The sequence below is a fragment of the Myxococcus sp. AM009 genome, assembly GCF_013372605.1.
In the GTDB taxonomy this organism is placed as follows: Bacteria; Myxococcota; Myxococcia; order Myxococcales; family Myxococcaceae; genus Myxococcus; species Myxococcus vastator.
Genome location: NZ_JABXEP010000053.1, coordinates 1 through 18,664, shown reverse-complemented (window position 1 = coordinate 18,664; position 18,664 = coordinate 1). Strand labels below are relative to the sequence as shown.

The following is an 18,664-nucleotide window of genomic DNA, read 5'->3' as shown; positions in this document are numbered from 1 at the left end:
GGGGCCTACGGCGTGCTGAAGAAGGAGCTGGTCGTGTCCGCAGAATAGATGGGCAGGAGCTCGTGCGTGGAGAACGGCCTCCGCGTCACCTCGGCGTTGGGGCTGTCGATGGCCATCACCCGCACCGCGTAGACGGTGTCGGGCTCCAGGATTCCGGGAGGCAGCCGGACCTCGGTGGCAGTGCCCGGCAGGTAGAAGAGATTCTGACCCATCAGGGTGTAGTACTCCTCGGAGTAGCGCTGGAGCATCACACGGTAGGCGGTGGGCGCGCCGTTCGCGGGGGGCTGCCAGGAGATGATGGGGCTGGTGTTGCCCACCACGCGCTGGGAGGACGCCGGGATGCCGTCGATGGCCAGCCCGCGCGGCGGCGTCAGCCGAGGAGCGATGGGGGCCGCGACCAGGTTCTCCACGTAGTCCGTGCTTGAGATGAAGCCGGACAGCGGGCGCAGCAGCCCGCCGCTGCCGGGCGGCGCTTCCATGGCGCGGAACGAGTAGCTGGCACTGCCCACCAGCCGCCAGTGGGCCGGATAGGGGTTGCCGTACGGCAGACGGTCCGTGAGGGTGAACGACGCGCCCTGGGGCAGCAGGAAGCTGAAGACCTCTCCTGAGTAGCCAATCCAGCCCTCCTCCGGGCCATGGGCGGAGACGTCGATGTAGAAGGACGGGGTGCGCGGCACGGCGGCGGGATGGACGTCCGACGCGTAGGGTGTGAACGCGCCCAGGCGCCACTCGAGGGAGACGTTCGATTGGGGCACCTCCTGCATTTCGCCGCTGATGGTGAGCGGGGTGAAGCCATCCGCGGTGAAATCAAAGGGCGGCACATGCATGCTTCGGACAAGGCTGTTTGCGACCAGCGGCGCGCCCGTCGTCGGCAGCGGCTTTCCAAAGACGTTCGTGAGCTGATTCACATACATCCCGTCGCCCTTGGCAGCCTCGAAGACAGGGATGAAGTTCGTCAGGTTGCTGGCCTCCGTGTCCGACGTCTCCAGCTCGGTCGTGCCGGTGGGGATGGTGTTGCGGAAGTACGCCTCGCCTGCGAAGTCCACACTGCCTGAGACGAACTGCAACCGACTGCCATAGGCGAGCCCACCGGCCTGTTGCCAGGGCGCGAGGTTCGTGAGGCTCACGGACAGCGGCGTGTGGTAGGTCGAGGTGAAGGCGGTGTCCTGCCGTCCCAGGTAGTTCCGGCCAATCTCCACGTGCCGTTCGTCGGTGAGGACGTAGGCGCTTCCACTCCTCAGGTAGTACTCTCCTTGGGGAACATTCAGGAAGCGGTAACCTCCGTTGTACGGCGCACCGGCGATGCGGGTGAAGCCGCTGTGGGTCCGGAGCAGCACCTCGGGGGGGTTGGACGACATGTCCTTGCCCCGGACCGCGACGCCCACCGAGGTGAAGAAGCGTTCGGTGTTCATCACGAATACCGCGTCCTGACCGGTGATTTCGCTCTCGTCGGGCTCCTTGGCGTCGCCAGGGATTTCCCCCGTGACAATCCCGTCGCCCGTGGGGCCGCTCGGCGTCGCGGGAGCCGGGTCCGCTTGTAAGTCATTGGGCATGTCGGGCCCGCCATCGGCACAGCCCGTCAAGACGGTACACATCGAGACACACGCCAATCCAAGGCGACGCAATCGCATGAGCTTCCCTTTTCTGAGAATGATGACAGGGACGTCCCGGGGGAGGGACGTTGGCTCAGGAGTTTGGGGAAGTCATGCGGATGCCGCAACCCAGGCAGGCCGGGTCCGCGGAATTGCTTCTCAAATGAGGGTCATCTCTCCTCGCCACTGTCTGGCTAGAGCGGCAGGGCACTTCATTTGTCGAAAGTCAGGCTTTCACGTCTCAGCTGCCTGTAAAGGCATCCAGCCCGCCATGACAGCTCCGTGGCGCCCGGCCCCCCGAAGCGGGCCGGGCTCCACGTCAGGACGCGCTCAGTCCGCGGTGAAGTACACGTTGTCCAGCAGGAGCGTGTCCGCGGCCGGGCCCGCGCCAGCGATGAAGACGAACGGCGCCCGCACCGCGTTGAGCTGCAATCCGCCCGCGACGAAGTCCGCCAGCGGAATGGCCAGGTGGTGCCACTGCCCATCATTCGTGTAGCCGTACTGTGCCGCGGGGAGCTGGACGCTCTGGTCGTCGTTCATACCAATGGACACGTCGGCGAAGCCCGGGTCAGCCGAGTTGAGGCTCACGTGCAGCGTCGTCCAGCCATCCAGGTTGCGCGCCGTGTCCCAGTGCACGCCGAAGCCCAGCCACGCCTTGCCCGCGTGCACCACCAGGTCGGACTGGCGGCCCTCGATGCGCGTGGTGGCGGGCTCCAGGGAGAGGGTGCCGTCGTAGAGGTAGATGTGCACGGTGGTGTTGTCCACCGGGATGTCCTGGGAGCGGCCCCCTTCGTAGAAGCCCACGCCCAGGCGCCGCTGGCCCTCGACATAGGGATAGGGGCCCGGGAGCGCCTCGTCGTTGGGCTCCCCGCCCGCGTCAGGCCGGTTGTAGCCCTGGTCCGTGTAGTCCGGCACGCCCGGGTCGGGACGGCAGCCCGCCAGGAGCAGGAGCGCTGTGAAGCCCGCGCGCCTCATGGCCGCACCGCCCGGTCTCCGCCGCCAGCCGTGCTCATCAGCACCCAGCCGCCTTGCACCGCGCCGCCCATCTCCACGATGCCCTTGTACGCGGGCGTCGCCAAATCGTAGGCGTAGGTGCCCGTGGCGTCGTACGTCACCGCGTCCGGGAAGGAGTCGAGCATCGTCTGGTATGCGCGGATGGCCTGGAGCCGCACCTGCGGCAGGTCCTCCTGACGCGCCTCACCGTTCTGGTAGATGGCGAGCAGGTTGTTGCCCACGTAGAACTGGGCCTCGCCGCCCGGCTCGCGGGCCAGCACCGTGGCCCACGAGTAGAACGCCGCCACGTTGCCGGCGCGGGATTCGATGTCCCACTTCGTCTCCGCGCCGGGCGTGCTGGCGCGGAACGGATTGTTCGGGTCCTCCAGCACGGACTGGTCTGGATAGATGCCGACGTCCGGGCCGTGGAACTGGAGCGTGAGCCCGTCCAGGGATTCGCCATACACGAAGCTGGCGGGCTCGTAGCAGCCGGTGACGCCCCCGGCGCAGGCCAGCAGAAGCCACGTCTTCATACGTCCTCCGTTAGAGAGACAGGATGGCATACGCGCCCACCTCGAATTCGCGGCCCTCGAGCCCCTGGTCGAGCGCCGTCGCGCTGAGCCCTTCCGAGTACTGGTCCAGCATGCGCACCAGGCCGCGCAGGCCGAAGCGCGTCGTCACCGTCCCCATCACCGGACGCTTGAGGCCGTAGGACAGGTCTCCGCCGAGCTGGATGGGATAGGTGAGGTTGAAGACGCGGTGGTAGTCATACGGGCCCCAGTTGTTGAAGTGGAGCTGCGTGGTCAGCATCAGCGTGTCCCACAACACGGAGGCATCCACGCCGAAGCGCCGCACCTGCCGGTCGTCCTCGCCAGAGGACTGGTTGCTGCCGGCGAAGGCGGCGCCGAAGATTTTCAGCCGCTGCATCGGGTTGGTCACCACTCGCAGCGTGGCCTCCCATTCGTCCCGGGCGGACGGCGCGTTGCCGAAGGCCACCATGCTGCCGTCCGCGAGGATGGCGATGCCCGCGTCGCGCGACGTCGGCTGCCGCCGGTACACCAGGTCCAGCCCCGCGGCGAAGGGCGCGTCCTCGCGCATGTCGCGGTCCCACTGCCAGAACCAGGTGCCGGGCGTGGGGTCGAAGGTGAGGAGCAGCTCGGCGCCCAGCGTCTCGCGGTTGTCCAGGACGGTGAAGGCATCCACCAGCACGTTGCGCGGACGCACGCCAGCGAAGTACCGCCCCGACTCCGGGTCGAACGCGTCCTCGATGCGCGGGTTCGGCCCGATAAGGGGCTTCTGGTACAGCAGGTTGGGCGACACCTGGAACGCGCTGCCGACCTGCACCACCGCGCCGGCCTGTCCGCCGAAGTGGTTGCCACGGCCGCTCTCGCGCAGGCTCCAGCCCGTCAGCAGGATGCCCTGCTCCGGACCACCGTCCGCCACCAGGCCTCGGTAGGAGCCCTGGAGGAACGTGCGCACCGCGCCCAGGTCATACGTGAGGCGGGCCTTGGCGCCCAGGGTGTCGAGCACCTGGATTTCGTCCCGCAGCACCTCGTAGCCGCTGTCGAGGTAGCCAGGGCCGGCGGTGGGGCGCGACCAGGTGAACGCCTCGCCCACGCGCTGCGGGGCCGCGAGGATGCCGCCCACCTCCAGCGACATGGGCCCCTTCGTCCAGCCCAGGGACAGCGTCGACCTGCGCGCCACGCGCTCGCGGATGACGGAGGCGGTGAGCTGGGTGGCGCCCCGGGCGATGTCCTCCTGGTGCATCAGCGTCAGCGTCACCGGCCCCACGCTCCGCCGGTACTTGGCGACGATGGACGGGTTGGCGCCCCAGTAGAGCTCCGGGCCCACCGCCACCTTGAGGCCCTCCAGGTGGTTCTTCCCGGTGAAGACGACGCCGAAGGGGGCGTTGCCCTTGTAGATGTCCAGCGCGGGGCCGTAGTTCGCCTCGCGGTACAGGCCGAAGAAGTCGCCTTCCTCGCCCCAGTGGAAGTGGGCGGTGCGGTAGAAGCCCTCCAACTGGAAGTCCGCGCGGTCCAGCTTGAACTCGGCCTGGTACAGCGCCAGCCGGTCCAGCCCCAGCGGCTGCTGTCCCGCCGGGTTGCCCACGCCGGGCACGGGGGCCTGGCCCACGCCGCCGTTGGCCGTCGCGGGCGCGGGGGGCGTGCCGCGGTTCTCATAGAAGATGTTGTTGAGGCGGTTCTGTGCCACGTTGCCCACGACGTTGAACGAGGCGCGTCCGTACACGCCCGAGGTCGGCTGGAGCGCCAGGTCGAAGAAGACGGACTCCGTGTGGTCCGCGGACACCTGGTTGGGCCGCACCGTGGCGATGCTCCCGCGCGACAGCGAGCTGTCCATCATCAGGCGCAGGTTGGAGACGCGCACCGCGCTGAGGTCATCCGCCCGGGCCAGCGCGATGGACGACTCATAGCCGCGCGACAGCTCCGTGGGGCGGATGGACGCGAAGTGCTCGCGGATGGTGTCGGGGTTGGTGGTGGGGGCGTACGGGTCCATGCGGAAGGCCGCCTGGAGGACGTAGTACGCGGTGCGCGGCTGGAGGCGCGCGATGCCGGCCTCGTCCTCGGGGCCCAGCGCGCAGATGCCGAACCACTCCTCGTTCATGTTGTTCTGGCCGGCCACGAAGTCGGACGCGTAGCCGCCGTTGGGCCAGGACGCGGTGGTGTCGTGGATGGAGAGGTTGGCCTCCTGGTTGTACTTCCACCAGCCGTCCACCCACTGGAACACGAAGCCGCCCAGGGCGTTCTGCGCGCGGCCCTGTCCGTAGGCCTGGGAGTAGATTTCCTCCCACTGCTTGCGCAGGTACTCGGCCTGCGCCAGGTGGTCCTCGCGGCCGGCCTTGGCGTCGTAGGCATCCGCGCCGAACTCGGTGAACATGACGGGCTTGTTCAGCTTGCGCAGCACCTCGTCGAACAAGTCCCGGGCGGAGGGGCCGCGGTAGACGTTGGAGCCCAGGATGTCCAGCTCGGGCATCAGCCGCGCGATGAGGTCGATGTACTGCAAGTCGCCATTCGCGATGGAGACGGGGTGCAGTGTGTCGCGCTGCTTGATGGTCCGCACCGCCTCGCCCATCAGCGAATAGAGGTGCTCCGCGCGGGCGGTGTCCTCCTGGCCGGGCAGCGCCTCGATTTCGAAGCTGGTCCAGTGCAGGCCGTAGTTGTTCTCATTGCCCAGCATCCACATCAGCACGCCGGGCACGTCCCGGTACTTCTCCACCTTCTGCGCCAAATCCGTGAGCAGCGCGCGGCGGTGGTTCGGGTTGGAGTAGTCCGTGTTCGGCACCATGACGCCGTCCACGTTCGTGCCGTAGCGGCCCATGAGCGGGTTCACCACGGTGTAGATGCCGTAGTTCTCGTGGATGTACGTCACCCACCGCGGCGGGATGTCGTCGAACTGCCGGATGGCGTTGACGCCCATGTCGCGCAGCAGCGTCATCTCGCGGTGCAGCACCGCGCGGATGAAGTCCTCCTGCTGCGTCCACAGCGAGTACCGGTAGTTCTCGCCAATGGGCGTGTAGCCCCAGTTCATACCGAGGATGGGGAAGTCCCGGCCGTTGACCTGGAGCTTGAAGCCGCGCTCGTCCTGGTGGACGCGGACGGCCTGCGCCGCCGCGTTGACGGTGACGGGCGGCACCCGCACCACCGGGGCGTCCGGCGCGGGCGTCTGGGGCGCCACGGGCTTGTCGGCGGCCGGCTCGGTGGCGGAGGGCTCCGCGGGCTGGGGCCCGGCCACCGTCGGTGTCTGCGTGGGGGGGACGGCGGTCTCCGGTCCGCTGGGCGGCGGCACCTGACCCAGCGTGAGCGCGAGGCTGGTGACGAGGAAGAGGGCGTTCACGCGGCGAGCTCCACATCCAGCCCGTTCTTCGCCACCAGGGCCTTGTAGAGGTGCGCGCTGTCCTTCGGGATGCGGCGCTGCGAGTCGTAGTCCACGTAGACCATGCCGAAGCGCTTCTGGTAGCCGAAGGCCCACTCGAAGTTGTCCATCAGCGACCAGGCGAAGTAGCCCGCAAGCGGCACGCCCTGGCGGATGGCCTCCAGGGACGCCTCCAGGTGCGAGCGCAGGTACGCCACGCGCTTGTCGTCATGCACCTTGCCGTCCTCACTGGGGCCGGTGGCGTAGGCGCACCCGTTCTCCGTGATGTAGAGGGGGCCGGGCCGGTAGTGGGTATGCAGGTGCACGAGCAGCCGGGTGAGGGCGGGGGCGTACACCTCCCAGTCCATGTCGGTGCGCTCGGGCTCGGGGTGCACGGTGCGCGGCGCGTTCCGCGACTCCGGGATGCGGTCGCTGCGCATGATGGCGCGTGAGTAGTAGTTGATGCCCAGGAAGTCGGTGGGGACGGCGATGGCGGCCAGGTCGCCGTCGCGCACGAAGGGCAGCGTGGACGAGGCCAGGTGCCCGTCCTTCACGTAGTCCTCCACCACGTCCTCCGGGTAGCCGCGGCCGTAGAGCGGATCCAGGAACCAGCGGTTGAAGCTGCCGTCATGCCGGCGGCACGCCTCCGCGTCCTCGGGGCTGGGAGACGCGGGCTCCGCGGGCGACAGGTTGAGGGTGATGCCTACCTCGGCGTCCTTCACGTTGGCGCGGATGACGGGCACCGCCTGGCCGTGGGAGAGCAGCGTGTGGTGCGCGGTGGCCAGCACCTCGCCCCAGTTCTTGTGGCCGGGGGCATGCTCGCCGTTGCCGTAGCCGAGCACGCTGATGCACCAGGGCTCGTTGTGGGTAATCCACCGCTTCACGCGGTCACCCAGCTTGCGGCTCATCACGTCGGCGTACTCGACGAAGGCGCTCGCGGTGTCACGCGCCGGCCAGCCGCCCTTGTCTTGAAGGGCCTGCGGCAAATCCCAATGGTAGAGCGTGACGAAGGGCTCGATGCCCGCGGCCAGCAGCCCGTCCACCAGCCGCGAATAGAAGTCCAGGCCCGCGGCATTCACGGTGCCGCGCCCGGTGGGGAGCACGCGGGGCCAGGCCACGGAGAAGCGGTAGGACTTCACGCCGAGCCAGCGCATCAGCTCCACGTCTTCGCGCCAGCGGCGGTAGTGGTCGCACGCGACCTTGCCGTCCGAGCCGTCGCTGATTTTTCCAGGAGTGGCGGCGAAGCGGTCCCAGATGGACTCACCGCGGCCGTCGGCGCTGGTGGCGCCCTCAATCTGGAAGGCGGAGGTGGCCACACCCCACAGGAAGTCATTGGGGAACTGCCGCATTGTCGGAGGCTCCTTTCGAGGATTCGAGGTGGCAGCGGACCGTGTGGTCCGCGGCCTGGACATGAGAGGGGGGAAGGGTGTCGTGGCAGCGCGCCTCCGCATGGGGACAGCGGGGCGCGAAGGGGCAGCCGAACACCGGCATGGGGCCCGTGGCGGGCCGCACCGGCAGCGGCGTATCGAGGAAGTCCGCGCCGTCCGGCACGGCGGACAGGAGCAGCCGGGTGTAAGGGTGCCGGGGCGCGGCGAGCACGTCCGCTGTCCTGCCGGACTCCACGACGCTGCCCGCGTACAGCACCAGGACGCGGTCGGCCAGATGGCGCGCGCTGGCCAGGTCGTGGGTGATGAAGAGGATGCCGATGCCGCGCTCGCGCGTCAGGCCACGCAGCAACTGGAGCACGCCCCGGCGCGTGGACACGTCCAGCATGGAGGTGGGCTCGTCCGCGATGATGACGTCCGGCTCCACGGCCAGCGCGCGCGCCACGGCCACGCGTTGCCGCTGGCCGCCGGACAGCTCGTGCGGGTAGCGCCGCGCCAGCTGCTCCGCGGGCGTCAGGCCCACGGACTCCAGCAGGGCGTGGACGCGGTCCTTGAGTCCGGCGCGGGTGGCCCGGCCATGGCGCAGCAGGGGGCGCTCCAGGTGGTGGGCCACGGTGTGGACGGGGTTGAGCGAGGCGAAGGGGTCCTGGAAGACCATCTGCACGCGGCCCCGGTACGCGAGCGACGCGCCGCCGCGCTCCAGGGTGAGCACGTCCTCGCCGCCCAGCCGCAGGCTCCCGGCGTCCGGCGTGTCCAGCCGCGCCAGCACCCGGGCCAGGGTGGACTTGCCGCTGCCGGACTCGCCCACCAGCGCGACGATTTCGCCGCGCTCCAGGGTGAAGGACACGCGGTTGAGCAGGGTGCGACGCGAACGGGAGAGGAAGCCGCCCACGGGCACCGTGCGCAGCAGCTCCGAGACCTCCAGCAGCGGGGCGCTCATCGGCCACCTCCCAGGTGAGCGTTGGGTGTCGTGGCGCGCATGGGGGCGGCCTTGTGGCCGCGGGGCGCGGGCGTCGGCGCGGTGGCGGCCCGCGCGAGCCGCTTCATCGTCCACCTCCCCGCGCGGAGGCCGGGGCCGTCGTGCGCTCCGAGGCCGCCAGCGCCACGTCCGCGGGCGCCTGCGCGTCCGACGGGCTCAGGTGCGGGAAGGAGGACAGCAGCAGGCGCGTGTACGGGTGACGCGCGCCCGTGCGCAGGCGGTCGGCGGTGTCCACCTCCACCAGCTTGCCGCCCTGGAGGATGCCCACGCGGTTCGACAGCGCGAGCAGCAGCGGCAGGTCATGGGTGATGAAGAGCACCGCGAAGCCCAGCCGCTGCTTCAGCTCCAGCACCCGCTGGAGCAGCTCCTTCTGCACCACGACGTCCAGCGCCGTGGTGGGCTCGTCCATCACCACCAGCTTCGGCTCCAGGGCCAGCGCCAGGGCGATGCCCACGCGCTGCCGCATGCCACCGGAGAGCTGGTGCGGCCACGCGTCCACCAGCTGCGGCGCCAGCCCCACCATGGTCAGCAGCTCCCGCGCGCGCGCATGGGCCGCGGCGCGGGTGGTCCGCCCGTGGGCCGCGAGCGTGTCGTGGAACTGGTCCCCCAGCGTGAGCACCGGGTTGAGCGCGCTCATCGCGCTCTGGAAGACCATGGACACCTGGCTCCAGCGGTACGCGCGCAGCGCGGTTTCATCCAGCGCGGTGACGTCCGTGCCATCCAGGAGGATGCGCCCTTGCGTGATGCTGGCGGCCGGAGGCAGCAGGCGCAGCAGCGCGTAGCCCAGCGTGGACTTGCCGCTGCCGGACTCACCCGCCAGGCCGAACACCTCACCGGGCGCGATGTCGAAGGACACCGAGTCCACCACGCGCGAGGGGCCACGCTCCGTGGTGTATTCGATGCACACTTCGCGGAGGCTCAGCAGGGCGCCGGACGGCGGCGCCGCGTCCGCCGCGGAGGACTGCGCCGAGCGAACCGGCGTGGTCGCCACCGGCGGCGCCTTCAGCGCCGGGTTGGTCACCTCGTCGATGGCGGAGCTGAGCAGCGTCAGGGAGAAGCCGACCAGCGCGATGCAAACGCCGGTGGGCACGAAGACCCACCAGGAGCGCGTGAGCAGCGCCGCGTCGTTGCCGGCCCAGTAGAGGTTGGTGCCCCACGTCACCGCGCCCACGTCGCCCAGGCCGAGGAACTCCAGGCCCACCTGCGCGCCCACCGCGTAGAGCGTGTTGCCGATGAACGACGAACCCAAAAGCGACGCCATGTTGGGCAGCAGCTCCCGGACGACGATGCGCGCGCGGCTCTCCCCCGCGACGAAGGCGGCGGAGACGAAGTCCCGGTTGCGCAGCGCCAGGGCCTCGGCGCGGAAGACGCGCGCGTTCCAGGCCCAGCCGGCCAGCGACAGCACCACCACCATGCGGAAGGGGCCGGAGGGCAGGTAGGCGCCCAGGACGATGGCCAGCGGCAGGCCGGGGATGACCAGGAACACGTTGGTGGTGAGCGTCAGCACGTCATCCACGCGGCGGCCCAGGTACCCGGACGTCACGCCGATGAGCGCGCCCATGAGCGTGACGAGCGCGCCCACCGCGAAGCCGATGGCCAGCGTCTCGCGCGCGCCCACCACCGTCTGCGCCAGCACGTCCTGTCCCTGGCCTGTCGTCCCGAACCAGTGCGCGGAGGAGGGTGGCTGGTGGGGGCGGCCCACCAGGTCCGTGGGGTCCATCACCAGCCAGGGCCCGAGGAGCGCGAGCACGATGAAGCCCAGCAGGATGCTCCCGCCCACCGCCGCCTTGCGTTGGCGCAGCAGCCGTCGAAGAAGCTCACGCATGGGCGCGGGTCCTCGGGTCCAGCCACAGGCACAGCAGGTCCACGGCGAAGTTCGCGGCGAGCACGGCGAAGGTGATGGTCAGGAAGAGCCCCTGCATCAGCGGGTAGTCCTGGTTGCGCACGGCCAGGATGAGCAGGTAGCCGGTGCCCGGATACGAGAAGACAATCTCCGTCAGCAGCGAGCCGCTCAGCACGAAGCCCAGCGCCATGCCGAAGCCGGTGACGTTGGGCAGCAGCGCGTTGCGCGCGGCGTAGCGCAGCATCACCTGCCGGGGCGGAAGCCCCTTCGCGTGCGCCAGCCGGAGCGTGTCCGTGCCCAGCGTGGCCACCATGGTGTTGCGCATGCTCAGCATCCACCCGCCCAGCGTGGCCACGATGATGGAGGCCGCGGGCAGGAAGGCGTGCCGCGCCACGTCCGCCGCGAAGGTGAAGGACAGCGCCGGCTCCAAATCATGGGAGTACGCGTGCCGCAGCGGGAACCAGCCCAGCCCGAACCCGAAGAGGTACAGGGCCAGCATGGCCAGCCAGAAGTAGGGGAAGGCCCCCAGGAAGGCGAGCGCCGGCGCCACCGTCGCGTCCAGCCACCCGCCGCGGTTCCACGCCGCCAGCACGCCCAGCATGGAGCCCACCGTGAAGCTGATGATGACCGCGCACCCGGCCAGCCCCAGCGTCCACAGCAGGCCGGTGCCAATCACCTCGGACACGCGCGCCGGGTAGTACGCGTAGGACAGGCCCAAATCGCCGCGCAGCAGGTGCTTCAGGTACGTGGCGTACTGCACGTACCAGGGCGCCTCCGTGAAGCCGAAGGCGGCGCGCAGCGCCACCATGGCCTCGGGCTGCACGCGGCCCTCGAAGCGCGCGAACATGGCGGACGCCGGGTCACCGGGCGCCAGCCGGGGGATGACGAAGTTGAGCGTCAGCGACGCCCAGGCCGCCAGCAGGTAGAAGCCCAACCTCCGCAGGACGTAGGCCATGGCGTTATGGCTCCCTCGGGGCGAGCGTCGTCAGCACCAGCAGGCTGTCGGGCTCGGCGTGGGGGGACAGGCGCGCGTAGGGGTTCTGCTCGGTGGGAAAGCCGGTGAAGCGCCGCGAGTTGGACTCGCCCCAGGACGGGTTGGGGAAGAGCGGGATGGACGGCGCCAGCTCGGAGTAGCGCCGCTGCACCGCCGCCATCAGCGCGTGCTGCGCGTCCTCGGCGTCCGCGCGCTCGAAGCGCGTCAGCAGCGCGTCCGCTTCCTCATCGCCGAAGCGGTGCCAGTTGGCCGCGGCCACCTCGCCCACCGGGCGCACCGTGCGCGGGGACAGCTGCCACTTGTAGAAGGTGTATGGCGTGGGGCCGTCCAGGGACCAGGAGATGGCCAACTGGAACTCGCCCTTCTGGAGCCGCGCGTACCACGCGCCGAACTCGTAGGTGCGCAACTGCGCCTGCACGCCCAGCTTCCGCAAATCCCTGGCGACCACCTGCCCGGCGCGCACCCAGTCGGACCAGCCGCCCACCACCTCGATGTCCAGCGACAGGGGCTGGCCGTCCGCCTTGCGCCGCAGCCCGTCCGGGCCTTCCTTCAAGCCCGCCTCGTCCAGGAGCCGCTTCGCCGCCTCCAGGTCGTGCTTCACCCAAGCGCCCTGGGCCGCGTCCGCGTCGCGCCACGCGGTGTACGCGTCGTTGAGCGCGGTGGCGTCCGCCGGCCGCGTGTAGCCGTACATGGCGATCTCCACCAGCCGCTCGCGGTCCAGCGCCATGCTCAGCGCCTTGCGCACGCGCACGTCGTCCAGCGGCGGCAGGGTGGTGTTGGGGTAGAGGAAGACGGTGCTGCCGTAGAGCGGGAACCAGCGGCCGTGGTGCTCGGGGTCCCTGGCGACGAAGGTGCGGTCCACGGCGGGGACGAAGTTGCCCGCCCAGTCCACTTCCCCCTCCACCAGCGCCAGGTTGGCCTGGTCATTGGTGGGGAAGGCCAGGAAGCGCAGCGCGGAGACGGCGGGCTTGCCGGGCTGCCAGTAGTGCGGGTTGCGGCCCAGCTCGTAGACCTGGTTGCGGAAGACGGTGACTTCGGTGAAGGGCCCGGTGGCCACCGGCTGTGGGTTGGTGAACGTCACCGGGTCCGCCACCGTCTCCCAGACGTGCCGGGGGACGATGGGCTGCTGCGCCAGCTCCGCGAAGCCAGGGATGTAGACGCGGGAGAACTGGAAGGCCACCGTGTGCGCGTCCTCCGCGCGCACCTCCTCCACGAAGCGCCACACGCCGCCCGCGTCCAGCGCCGCGTGCTGCTTCAGCAGCTGGAAGGTGAAGGCGACGTCGCCCGCGGTGAAGGGCCTTCCGTCCGACCAGCGCACGCCGGAGCGCAGGGTGAAGCGAAGCGTGCGGCGGTCCTCGGACCACGCGTGGCCGGTGGCCAGCCAGGGCGTCCACCGGCCCACCGCGGGGCTGAAGATTTCAAGGCACTCGTAGACGCCCGCGCGCGTGGGCCAGCGCGAGCCGGCGCCCGCGAACAGCGGGTTGAAGTTGCGCACCCAGGCGCTCTGTTGCTCCACGGAGACGAACAGCACTCCGGGCGGCCGTGGGCGGGGCTCCACCTTGCAGGCCACCAGCAGGAGTGTCAGCGCCCAGAGCGCGGCCCTCACGTGGGCCTCGCGTAGACGCGGACGTAGTCCACCTTCATCTCCTGGGGGAACACCGTGTCCCGGCCCACCGGGCCCACGAAGGTGCCGCCCACGGCGACGTTGAGGATGATGAAGTGCGGATGGTCGAACACCCAGCGGGCGCTCGCGGGGAGCTGGGCGGGCGTCGCCTCGAAGAAGGCGGTGCCGTCCAGGAACCAGCGGATGCGGTTGGGCTCCCACTCCACCGCGTAGACGTGGAAGTCCTCGTTCAGCCGGGCGCCGCTGACGACGTAGTCCTGGCCGATGTTGTCGCCACCGGAGTACCCCGGCCCGTGCAGCGAGCCTCGGAGGATGGACGGCAGCTGACCCCGGTACTCCATGATGTCGATTTCGCCGCACTCCGGCCAACCGACGGTGCCGATGTCCGCGCCCAGCATCCAGAAGGCGGGCCAGATGCCGCGGCCCACGGGCAGCTGGATGCGCGCCTCGATGCGGCCATACGTGGGCTCGTAGCGGCCCTGGGTCCGGATGCGCGCGGAGGTGTAGTCCCGGCCGCTGTAGCGCTCGCGGCGCGCGGTGATGACCAGGTTGCCGGCGCCGTCATGCGCGGCGTTCTCCGTGCGGTCGGTGTTGAACTCCAGCTGCTCGTTGCCCCAGCCATGTCCTCCCACGTCATGCACCCACCGCTCGGGTGAGGGTGGCGTGCCCTCCGTGCCGTCGAACTCGTCCTGCCACACCAGCTCCCAGTCCGTGCCAGGCTGCGGATTGCTGTGGGGCGGCGGGGAGCCAGGGCGGTTCACCCGGTTGGCGGCCGGGTCACAGGCGAGGCCCGTCAGGGCCAGGGCCACGGGGAGGAGGCGCTGGAGCGTCATGCAGATTTGCCTAGGTGTTGGAGGGGGAAGAGGGTTCGGTCTCTCAGTGCGGCCTGGAGCACCAGAGTGGCCGCGCCCACGGCGATGGCGCGGTCTCCCAGCGCGGAGGTGACGATGCGCGTCTCCGCCATGGAGGTGGACAGCGCCCGCTTGCGCACCGACGCGCGGAGCGGGTCCAGCAGCAGGTCTCCCACCGACGAGATTTCACCGCCGAGCACGACGATGGCGGGGTTGAGCAGGTTCAGCAGGCCGGCCACGGCGATGCCCAGGTAGTGCCCGAGCCCGTCGATGACCTGCCGCGCGGCCGGCTCTCCCGCCCGCGCGCCTTCCACCAGCTCGCGCACCGTGAGGGCGCGCTTGTCCTTGCGGCCCATCAGCTCCCGCGCCCGCTCCAGCAGGGCCGCGGACCCGATGAGCGTGACGAGGCAGCCGCGCAGGCCGCACACGCACTGCGGCCCGGAGGAGTCCACCGCCATGTGGCTGATTTCGCCCGCGGTGCCGCCCGCGCCACGGTAGACGTCGCCGTGGATGATGTGGCCGGAGCCGATGCCCGTGGCCAGCTTGATGTACGCCAGGTCCTCGCCGTTGACGCCCGCGCCCCAGTAGCACTCCGACAGCGCGCCCAGGTTCGCGTCGTTGTCCACGAACACCGGCAGGCCGAACGCGCTCCGCAGGGACTCCTGTACGTCGTAGTCGCGCCAAGCCGGCACCAGCAGCGGTGACAGCCTCCCGGGCGCGGACGGGTGGACGGGGCTGGGCACGGCGACGCCCATGCCCGCCACCGAGCGGCGCGGTACGCGTTCAGCGTCCAGGACCGCATGGACCAGCTCGCGCACCTTTTGGAGCGTGCCCTTGGGGTCCTCGCGGACGGCGTGGCTCGCGTGCCGGTACGCGCGCACCCGGCCCCGCAGGTCGGTGAGCGCGGCCGTCACGTGGGTGGCGCCCAACTCCACGCCGATGAGGCTGAACGCGTCATCACAGAAGCCGATGAGGGTGGGGCGACGGCCGCCCCGGGACACCCCGGCGCCAATGCTGCGCACCAGGCCGGAGCGCTCCAGGTCCACCACGATGGCGGAGACGGTCGACGGACTCAGCTTCGTCCGCCGGGCGATTTCCGCCCGGGAAATCTGACGCTCGCGCCAGATCATGTTGAGCAGCAGGCTGCTGTTCTGCGCGCGCATGCCCGCCGCATCGACCGTCGTCACCGCCGTTCCCACTCGCATCGTCCTCTCGCTCCGTTCCGCCGCGAGGATGGGGTGGGTGTCAGTGCCAGTGGATGTCGTCGATGAAGAAGACGAGCGGAGTCGTCCTCCCAGCAGCGGTCCACCCGAAGCCACCCACCACCGTCCCATACCGGACGCGGCTGATGTCGATTGTGTACTGGGTCGGGGTGGTGGTGAGCGCCACGTTCTCGACTTTCGCCTCGAAGCCGTCGGGGGCGTTCATTCCCACCATGAAGGAGACGACCTCTCCGCCCTCGGTGCCCCAGGCGTAGAAGGACACGGTGTTGGCGCCGTCCGGGACGCTGAAGCCGGGCTGGTCGCCCCAGTTGCCTTCCGGGTACTGCCAGTACACGCCCGCCCAGCCATCGTTGCCGGGCGTCCAGGTGAACTTGTGGCAGGCCCCCAACTGCGTGCCCGCCCGCCCTGGCAGGCATTCGGTGCCGTCGTAGGTGACGCCGCCCTGCGAGCCGTCGCCCATGTAGCCACTGGGAATCCAGGTGCCGTCCACGGCCAGGGGCAGCGTGGGGCCGGTACCGGCGTCTTCCTCGGTGCCCGCGTCCGGCTCCGTGCCGGCGTCCGGCTCCGTGCCCGAGTCGGGCTGCGTGCCGGAGTCAGGCTGGGTGCCTGAGTCCGGCTGCGTGCCTGAATCCGGAGTTTGCTGACCTGCGTCAGGCGTTGGCGTCGGGGCCTCTTCCGGGTCACAGCCCGCCACCAGACCAGACACCGCGAAAACGCCCGCCGCCACCCACGCCCACGCGAAACGCTTGTTCGGATGCATGCGCTCCCCTCCACAGCTGGAAGACTTCGTTCTTACTGCGAAGAAACCAGGGTGCTTCGAGAGTCGTCGTTCACTGGCACGGCGCGTCGCAACTCCCTGCGCAGCCACGGACGAATAGAAGTTCTTTCGAGTGGCGAAGAAAGTACCAGCGAGATTCCGGTGATTGCAAGTCTGTGACAGTCCATTCCCCGTGACGCGTTGCTCCAAAGCCAGACGGCCCACCCTCCGGAGGGAAGGTGGGCCGTGGCGGACGCCGGGTTGAGAGGCGCTGCTATTCGTCGCTGACGGGGTCCAGCAGGTAGCTGACGCGCACCATGAACTCGCGGGAGAAGACGGGCATGGGCGCGTGGCCGCCGTTGTAGGGCTGGGCGATGCGGAAGTTCGTGCCGGTCAGGTTGTAGACGCCCGCGCCAATCTCCAGCCCGCGCGTGCCCACGTCCTGCGCGCGCACGAAGAGGTTGAGCAGCAGCTGCGTGGGCAGCGCCTCCACCGCCGCGTTGCCTTCGTCGTCCGGCACGTCCACGGCGTAGCGCTTGCCCACGAGGACGGCGGTGGGGCTGACGGTGAGCCAGGGCAGCACCTTGATGCTGCCGGTGAGCGCGGCCTTGTGCGTGGGCATGCCGGTGAAGGCGTTGGGCTGTCCGGGGACCTGGTAGTCCTCCACGTCATTGCGGCCTGACGGGGTGTAGAACGAATAGTTGAGGGCGGCGCGGCCCCAGCTTCCGCGCACGTGGTAGTCCAGCTCGACGCCGCGGCTGCCCAGGCGCCCGAGGTTGCGGTAGGCCTCCGTGTTCGTCGCCGCGTCGTACGAATAGATGATGGGGTCCGCCACGCCCATGTCGAAGGCGTTGGCGCTCAGCGCGTGGCCTTCTCCCAGGCGCAGCGTGCCCTCCAGCTCGAGGACGGTGGTGCGCTCGGGGCGGATGTCGTCGCCCAGGCTGATGTTTTCAATGCTGGGGGCGCGGAAGGCGCGGCTGAACAGGGCCTTGCCGCTGAACGGCCCGAAGCCGCGCAGCAGCACCAGCCGCGGCACGAAGGACTCCCCGAAGGCGCTGTGGTTCTCCACGCGCGCGCCCGCCACCACGTTGACGAAGGGGTTGGCGGAGAAGGCCTCCACGAAGCCCGCCACATTCACGTAGGAGACGCGGTCCGCCTCCTCGGGACCGAAGCCCGTCTGGAGGCCCACGCCCACCGGGCCGTTGACTCGCCCCTGGTCGGACGTCACGTCCACGCCGCCGGTGAGCTGCAGCCAGTCCAGCGCCGCCCAGCGGGCCAGCGTCCGTCCTCGCAGGCGCAGCACCTGCTTGTCGTAGAAGAAGGGCGACTCCTGGTCCGAGTCACTGAAGGGCTTGGAGAAGGTGAGGTTGAGGCGGGGGACGATTTCCACCCGCGCGTCCGGGCGGAACCGGTCGCTCAGCTCCGCGTGGAAGGACTCGAAGTTCGTCGGCGCGGGCGCCTCCAGCACCTCGTCGAAGGCGATGATGGCGGAGGTGCCATAGCGCTGGTACAGCACGCTGAGCTGCAGGTCCTTGTAGCCCACGCCCGCTTGCACCATCGTCGGGTCCAGCCGCGAGTTGCCGCCCAGTTGCGCGGAGTTGCCGAAGAAGTCCTGGAAGACGCCGCTGCTGCGCTGCGCCTGGGACAGCCCGGCGGACGCGAAGATGCTCAGGCCCGGCGCGGACTCGAACACCTTGCGGCCGGAGACGGTGAGGCCCCGCCGGCCGTGGACGCCGCTCATCTGCCCGTACATGCCGGACACCATCAGGTCCGTGCTGCCCTGGACGCCGCGGGTGACGACGTTGATGACGGCGAGCTCCGCGTTGCCGCCGTAGATGACGGAGCCGGGGCCGCGCACCACCTCGATGCGTTCGATGAGCTCGATGGGGAACTCGTTGCCCAACTGCATCGTGGAGTAGAGCTGCTCGTTCATCTCCTTGCCGTCCACGACGAGCAGCACCTTGCCCTCGTAGCCCCACAGGCCGCGGAAGCCGGGGCCCACCGCGCCCTGGATGTCCACGCCGAAGAAGAAGCCGGGAATCTGCAACAGCAGGTCCATCAAGTCCCGGGCGCCGGTGTTGCGAATCTCCTCCGCGTTCATCGCCGTGACGACGGCGGGGGACTCCTGGAGCGGGGTGACGGCGAAGGAGGCCACCTGGCTGTGGACCTCCGGCTCCTCGTCGCCCAGGTACCCCGCGTCGGTGTCCTGGGCGAGCGCGGGACTGGCGCACAAGAGGAGCAGGGCTCCGAGTGAAGGTTCGGACCACCTACGACAACGGCGCATATCGACCTCGATGAGGAAAAGGAGCGCGGCTCTCCGCGCGAACGGCTTCACGTCAGCGGATTCGGACGGCGGTGCTCTGGTCCGCCACGACGTCGACGGTCAGCTTCCGCTTCACCACGCCATTGACGCGGACCTCCAGGCGGGCGGGCCCCGCGGGGAGTCCCTGGGCGACGAGGGGTGGGAAGCCATAGGGCCGGCTGTTGATCCACACCTCGCCGTAGAGCCCGGGAGACGTCACGTCCAGGCGGCCCTTGCCCGTCGCCGTGGGG

The 18,664-nt window shown here is 69.9% G+C and carries 13 protein-coding genes and 1 pseudogene; all 14 read right to left on the bottom strand.

The features are described 5' to 3' along the window. Window positions 1-5 precede the first annotated feature (5 nt). On the bottom strand, window positions 6-1,553 hold the full coding sequence (locus HV824_RS15405; protein WP_255208062.1) for a fibronectin type III domain-containing protein: 1,548 nt from the start codon (window positions 1,551-1,553) through the stop codon (window positions 6-8). A gap of 369 nt (window positions 1,554-1,922) precedes the next feature. After that, a complete protein-coding gene (locus HV824_RS15400; RefSeq protein ID WP_176423608.1) occupies window positions 1,923-2,567 on the bottom strand; it encodes a hypothetical protein in 645 nt (214 codons plus the stop codon). After that, window positions 2,564-3,118, bottom strand: a complete 555-nt coding sequence (locus HV824_RS15395; protein ID WP_255208061.1) for a hypothetical protein — start codon at window positions 3,116-3,118, stop codon at window positions 2,564-2,566. The genes HV824_RS15400 and HV824_RS15395 overlap by 4 nt, the downstream gene beginning before the upstream one ends. 10 nt (window positions 3,119-3,128) lie before the next feature. Then, window positions 3,129-6,437 (bottom strand): glycoside hydrolase family 2 TIM barrel-domain containing protein, encoded by a 3,309-nt coding sequence (locus HV824_RS15390; RefSeq protein WP_176423606.1) that lies wholly within the window; start codon window positions 6,435-6,437, stop codon window positions 3,129-3,131. Continuing rightward, window positions 6,434-7,804: a GH1 family beta-glucosidase gene (locus HV824_RS15385; protein ID WP_176423605.1), complete on the bottom strand. Its 1,371-nt coding sequence runs from the start codon at window positions 7,802-7,804 to the stop codon at window positions 6,434-6,436. Before HV824_RS15385 ends, HV824_RS15390 begins: the two co-directional genes overlap by 4 nt. After that, window positions 7,785-8,780 (bottom strand): ABC transporter ATP-binding protein, encoded by a 996-nt coding sequence (locus HV824_RS15380; protein ID WP_176419766.1) that lies wholly within the window; start codon window positions 8,778-8,780, stop codon window positions 7,785-7,787. Before HV824_RS15380 ends, HV824_RS15385 begins: the two co-directional genes overlap by 20 nt. Before the next feature lie 103 nt (window positions 8,781-8,883). Continuing rightward, window positions 8,884-10,644, bottom strand: coding sequence for a dipeptide/oligopeptide/nickel ABC transporter permease/ATP-binding protein (locus tag HV824_RS15375; RefSeq protein ID WP_176423604.1), 1,761 nt, complete (start codon window positions 10,642-10,644; stop codon window positions 8,884-8,886). Beyond that, window positions 10,637-11,617: an ABC transporter permease gene (locus HV824_RS15370; RefSeq protein WP_176423603.1), complete on the bottom strand. Its 981-nt coding sequence runs from the start codon at window positions 11,615-11,617 to the stop codon at window positions 10,637-10,639. The genes HV824_RS15375 and HV824_RS15370 overlap by 8 nt, the downstream gene beginning before the upstream one ends. A gap of 4 nt (window positions 11,618-11,621) precedes the next feature. After that, on the bottom strand, window positions 11,622-13,262 hold the full coding sequence (locus HV824_RS15365) for an ABC transporter substrate-binding protein (protein ID WP_176419768.1): 1,641 nt from the start codon (window positions 13,260-13,262) through the stop codon (window positions 11,622-11,624). Continuing rightward, window positions 13,259-14,113 (bottom strand): family 16 glycosylhydrolase, encoded by an 855-nt coding sequence (locus tag HV824_RS15360; protein WP_176423602.1) that lies wholly within the window; start codon window positions 14,111-14,113, stop codon window positions 13,259-13,261. Before HV824_RS15360 ends, HV824_RS15365 begins: the two co-directional genes overlap by 4 nt. Beyond that, a complete protein-coding gene (locus HV824_RS15355) occupies window positions 14,110-15,336 on the bottom strand; it encodes an ROK family transcriptional regulator (RefSeq protein ID WP_176419770.1) in 1,227 nt (408 codons plus the stop codon). Before HV824_RS15355 ends, HV824_RS15360 begins: the two co-directional genes overlap by 4 nt. 40 nt (window positions 15,337-15,376) lie before the next feature. Next, window positions 15,377-16,114, bottom strand: coding sequence for a hypothetical protein (locus HV824_RS15350; RefSeq protein WP_176423601.1), 738 nt, complete (start codon window positions 16,112-16,114; stop codon window positions 15,377-15,379). 271 nt (window positions 16,115-16,385) lie between these two features. Beyond that, a complete protein-coding gene (locus HV824_RS15345; RefSeq protein ID WP_255208060.1) occupies window positions 16,386-18,344 on the bottom strand; it encodes a TonB-dependent siderophore receptor in 1,959 nt (652 codons plus the stop codon). A 103-nt stretch (window positions 18,345-18,447) separates the two neighbouring features. Beyond that, window positions 18,448-18,664 (bottom strand): annotated as a pseudogene (locus tag HV824_RS15340) (PEGA domain-containing protein); the annotation flags it as partial.

Excerpts from the sequence above, each read along its gene's own strand:
- HV824_RS15370 (WP_176423603.1), bottom strand. The coding sequence starts at position 11,617 with ATGGCCTACGTCCTGCGGAGGTTGGGCTTCTACCTGCTGGCGGCCTGG.
- HV824_RS15395 (WP_255208061.1), bottom strand. The coding sequence starts at position 3,118 with ATGAAGACGTGGCTTCTGCTGGCCTGCGCCGGGGGCGTCACCGGCTGC.
- HV824_RS15355 (WP_176419770.1), bottom strand. The coding sequence starts at position 15,336 with ATGCGAGTGGGAACGGCGGTGACGACGGTCGATGCGGCGGGCATGCGC.
- HV824_RS15350 (WP_176423601.1), bottom strand. The coding sequence starts at position 16,114 with ATGCATCCGAACAAGCGTTTCGCGTGGGCGTGGGTGGCGGCGGGCGTT.
- HV824_RS15405 (WP_255208062.1), bottom strand. The coding sequence starts at position 1,553 with ATGCCCAATGACTTACAAGCGGACCCGGCTCCCGCGACGCCGAGCGGC.
- HV824_RS15360 (WP_176423602.1), bottom strand. The coding sequence starts at position 14,113 with ATGACGCTCCAGCGCCTCCTCCCCGTGGCCCTGGCCCTGACGGGCCTC.
- HV824_RS15400 (WP_176423608.1), bottom strand. The coding sequence starts at position 2,567 with ATGAGGCGCGCGGGCTTCACAGCGCTCCTGCTCCTGGCGGGCTGCCGT.
- HV824_RS15385 (WP_176423605.1), bottom strand. The coding sequence starts at position 7,804 with ATGCGGCAGTTCCCCAATGACTTCCTGTGGGGTGTGGCCACCTCCGCC.
- HV824_RS15375 (WP_176423604.1), bottom strand. The coding sequence starts at position 10,644 with ATGCGTGAGCTTCTTCGACGGCTGCTGCGCCAACGCAAGGCGGCGGTG.
- HV824_RS15380 (WP_176419766.1), bottom strand. The coding sequence starts at position 8,780 with ATGAGCGCCCCGCTGCTGGAGGTCTCGGAGCTGCTGCGCACGGTGCCC.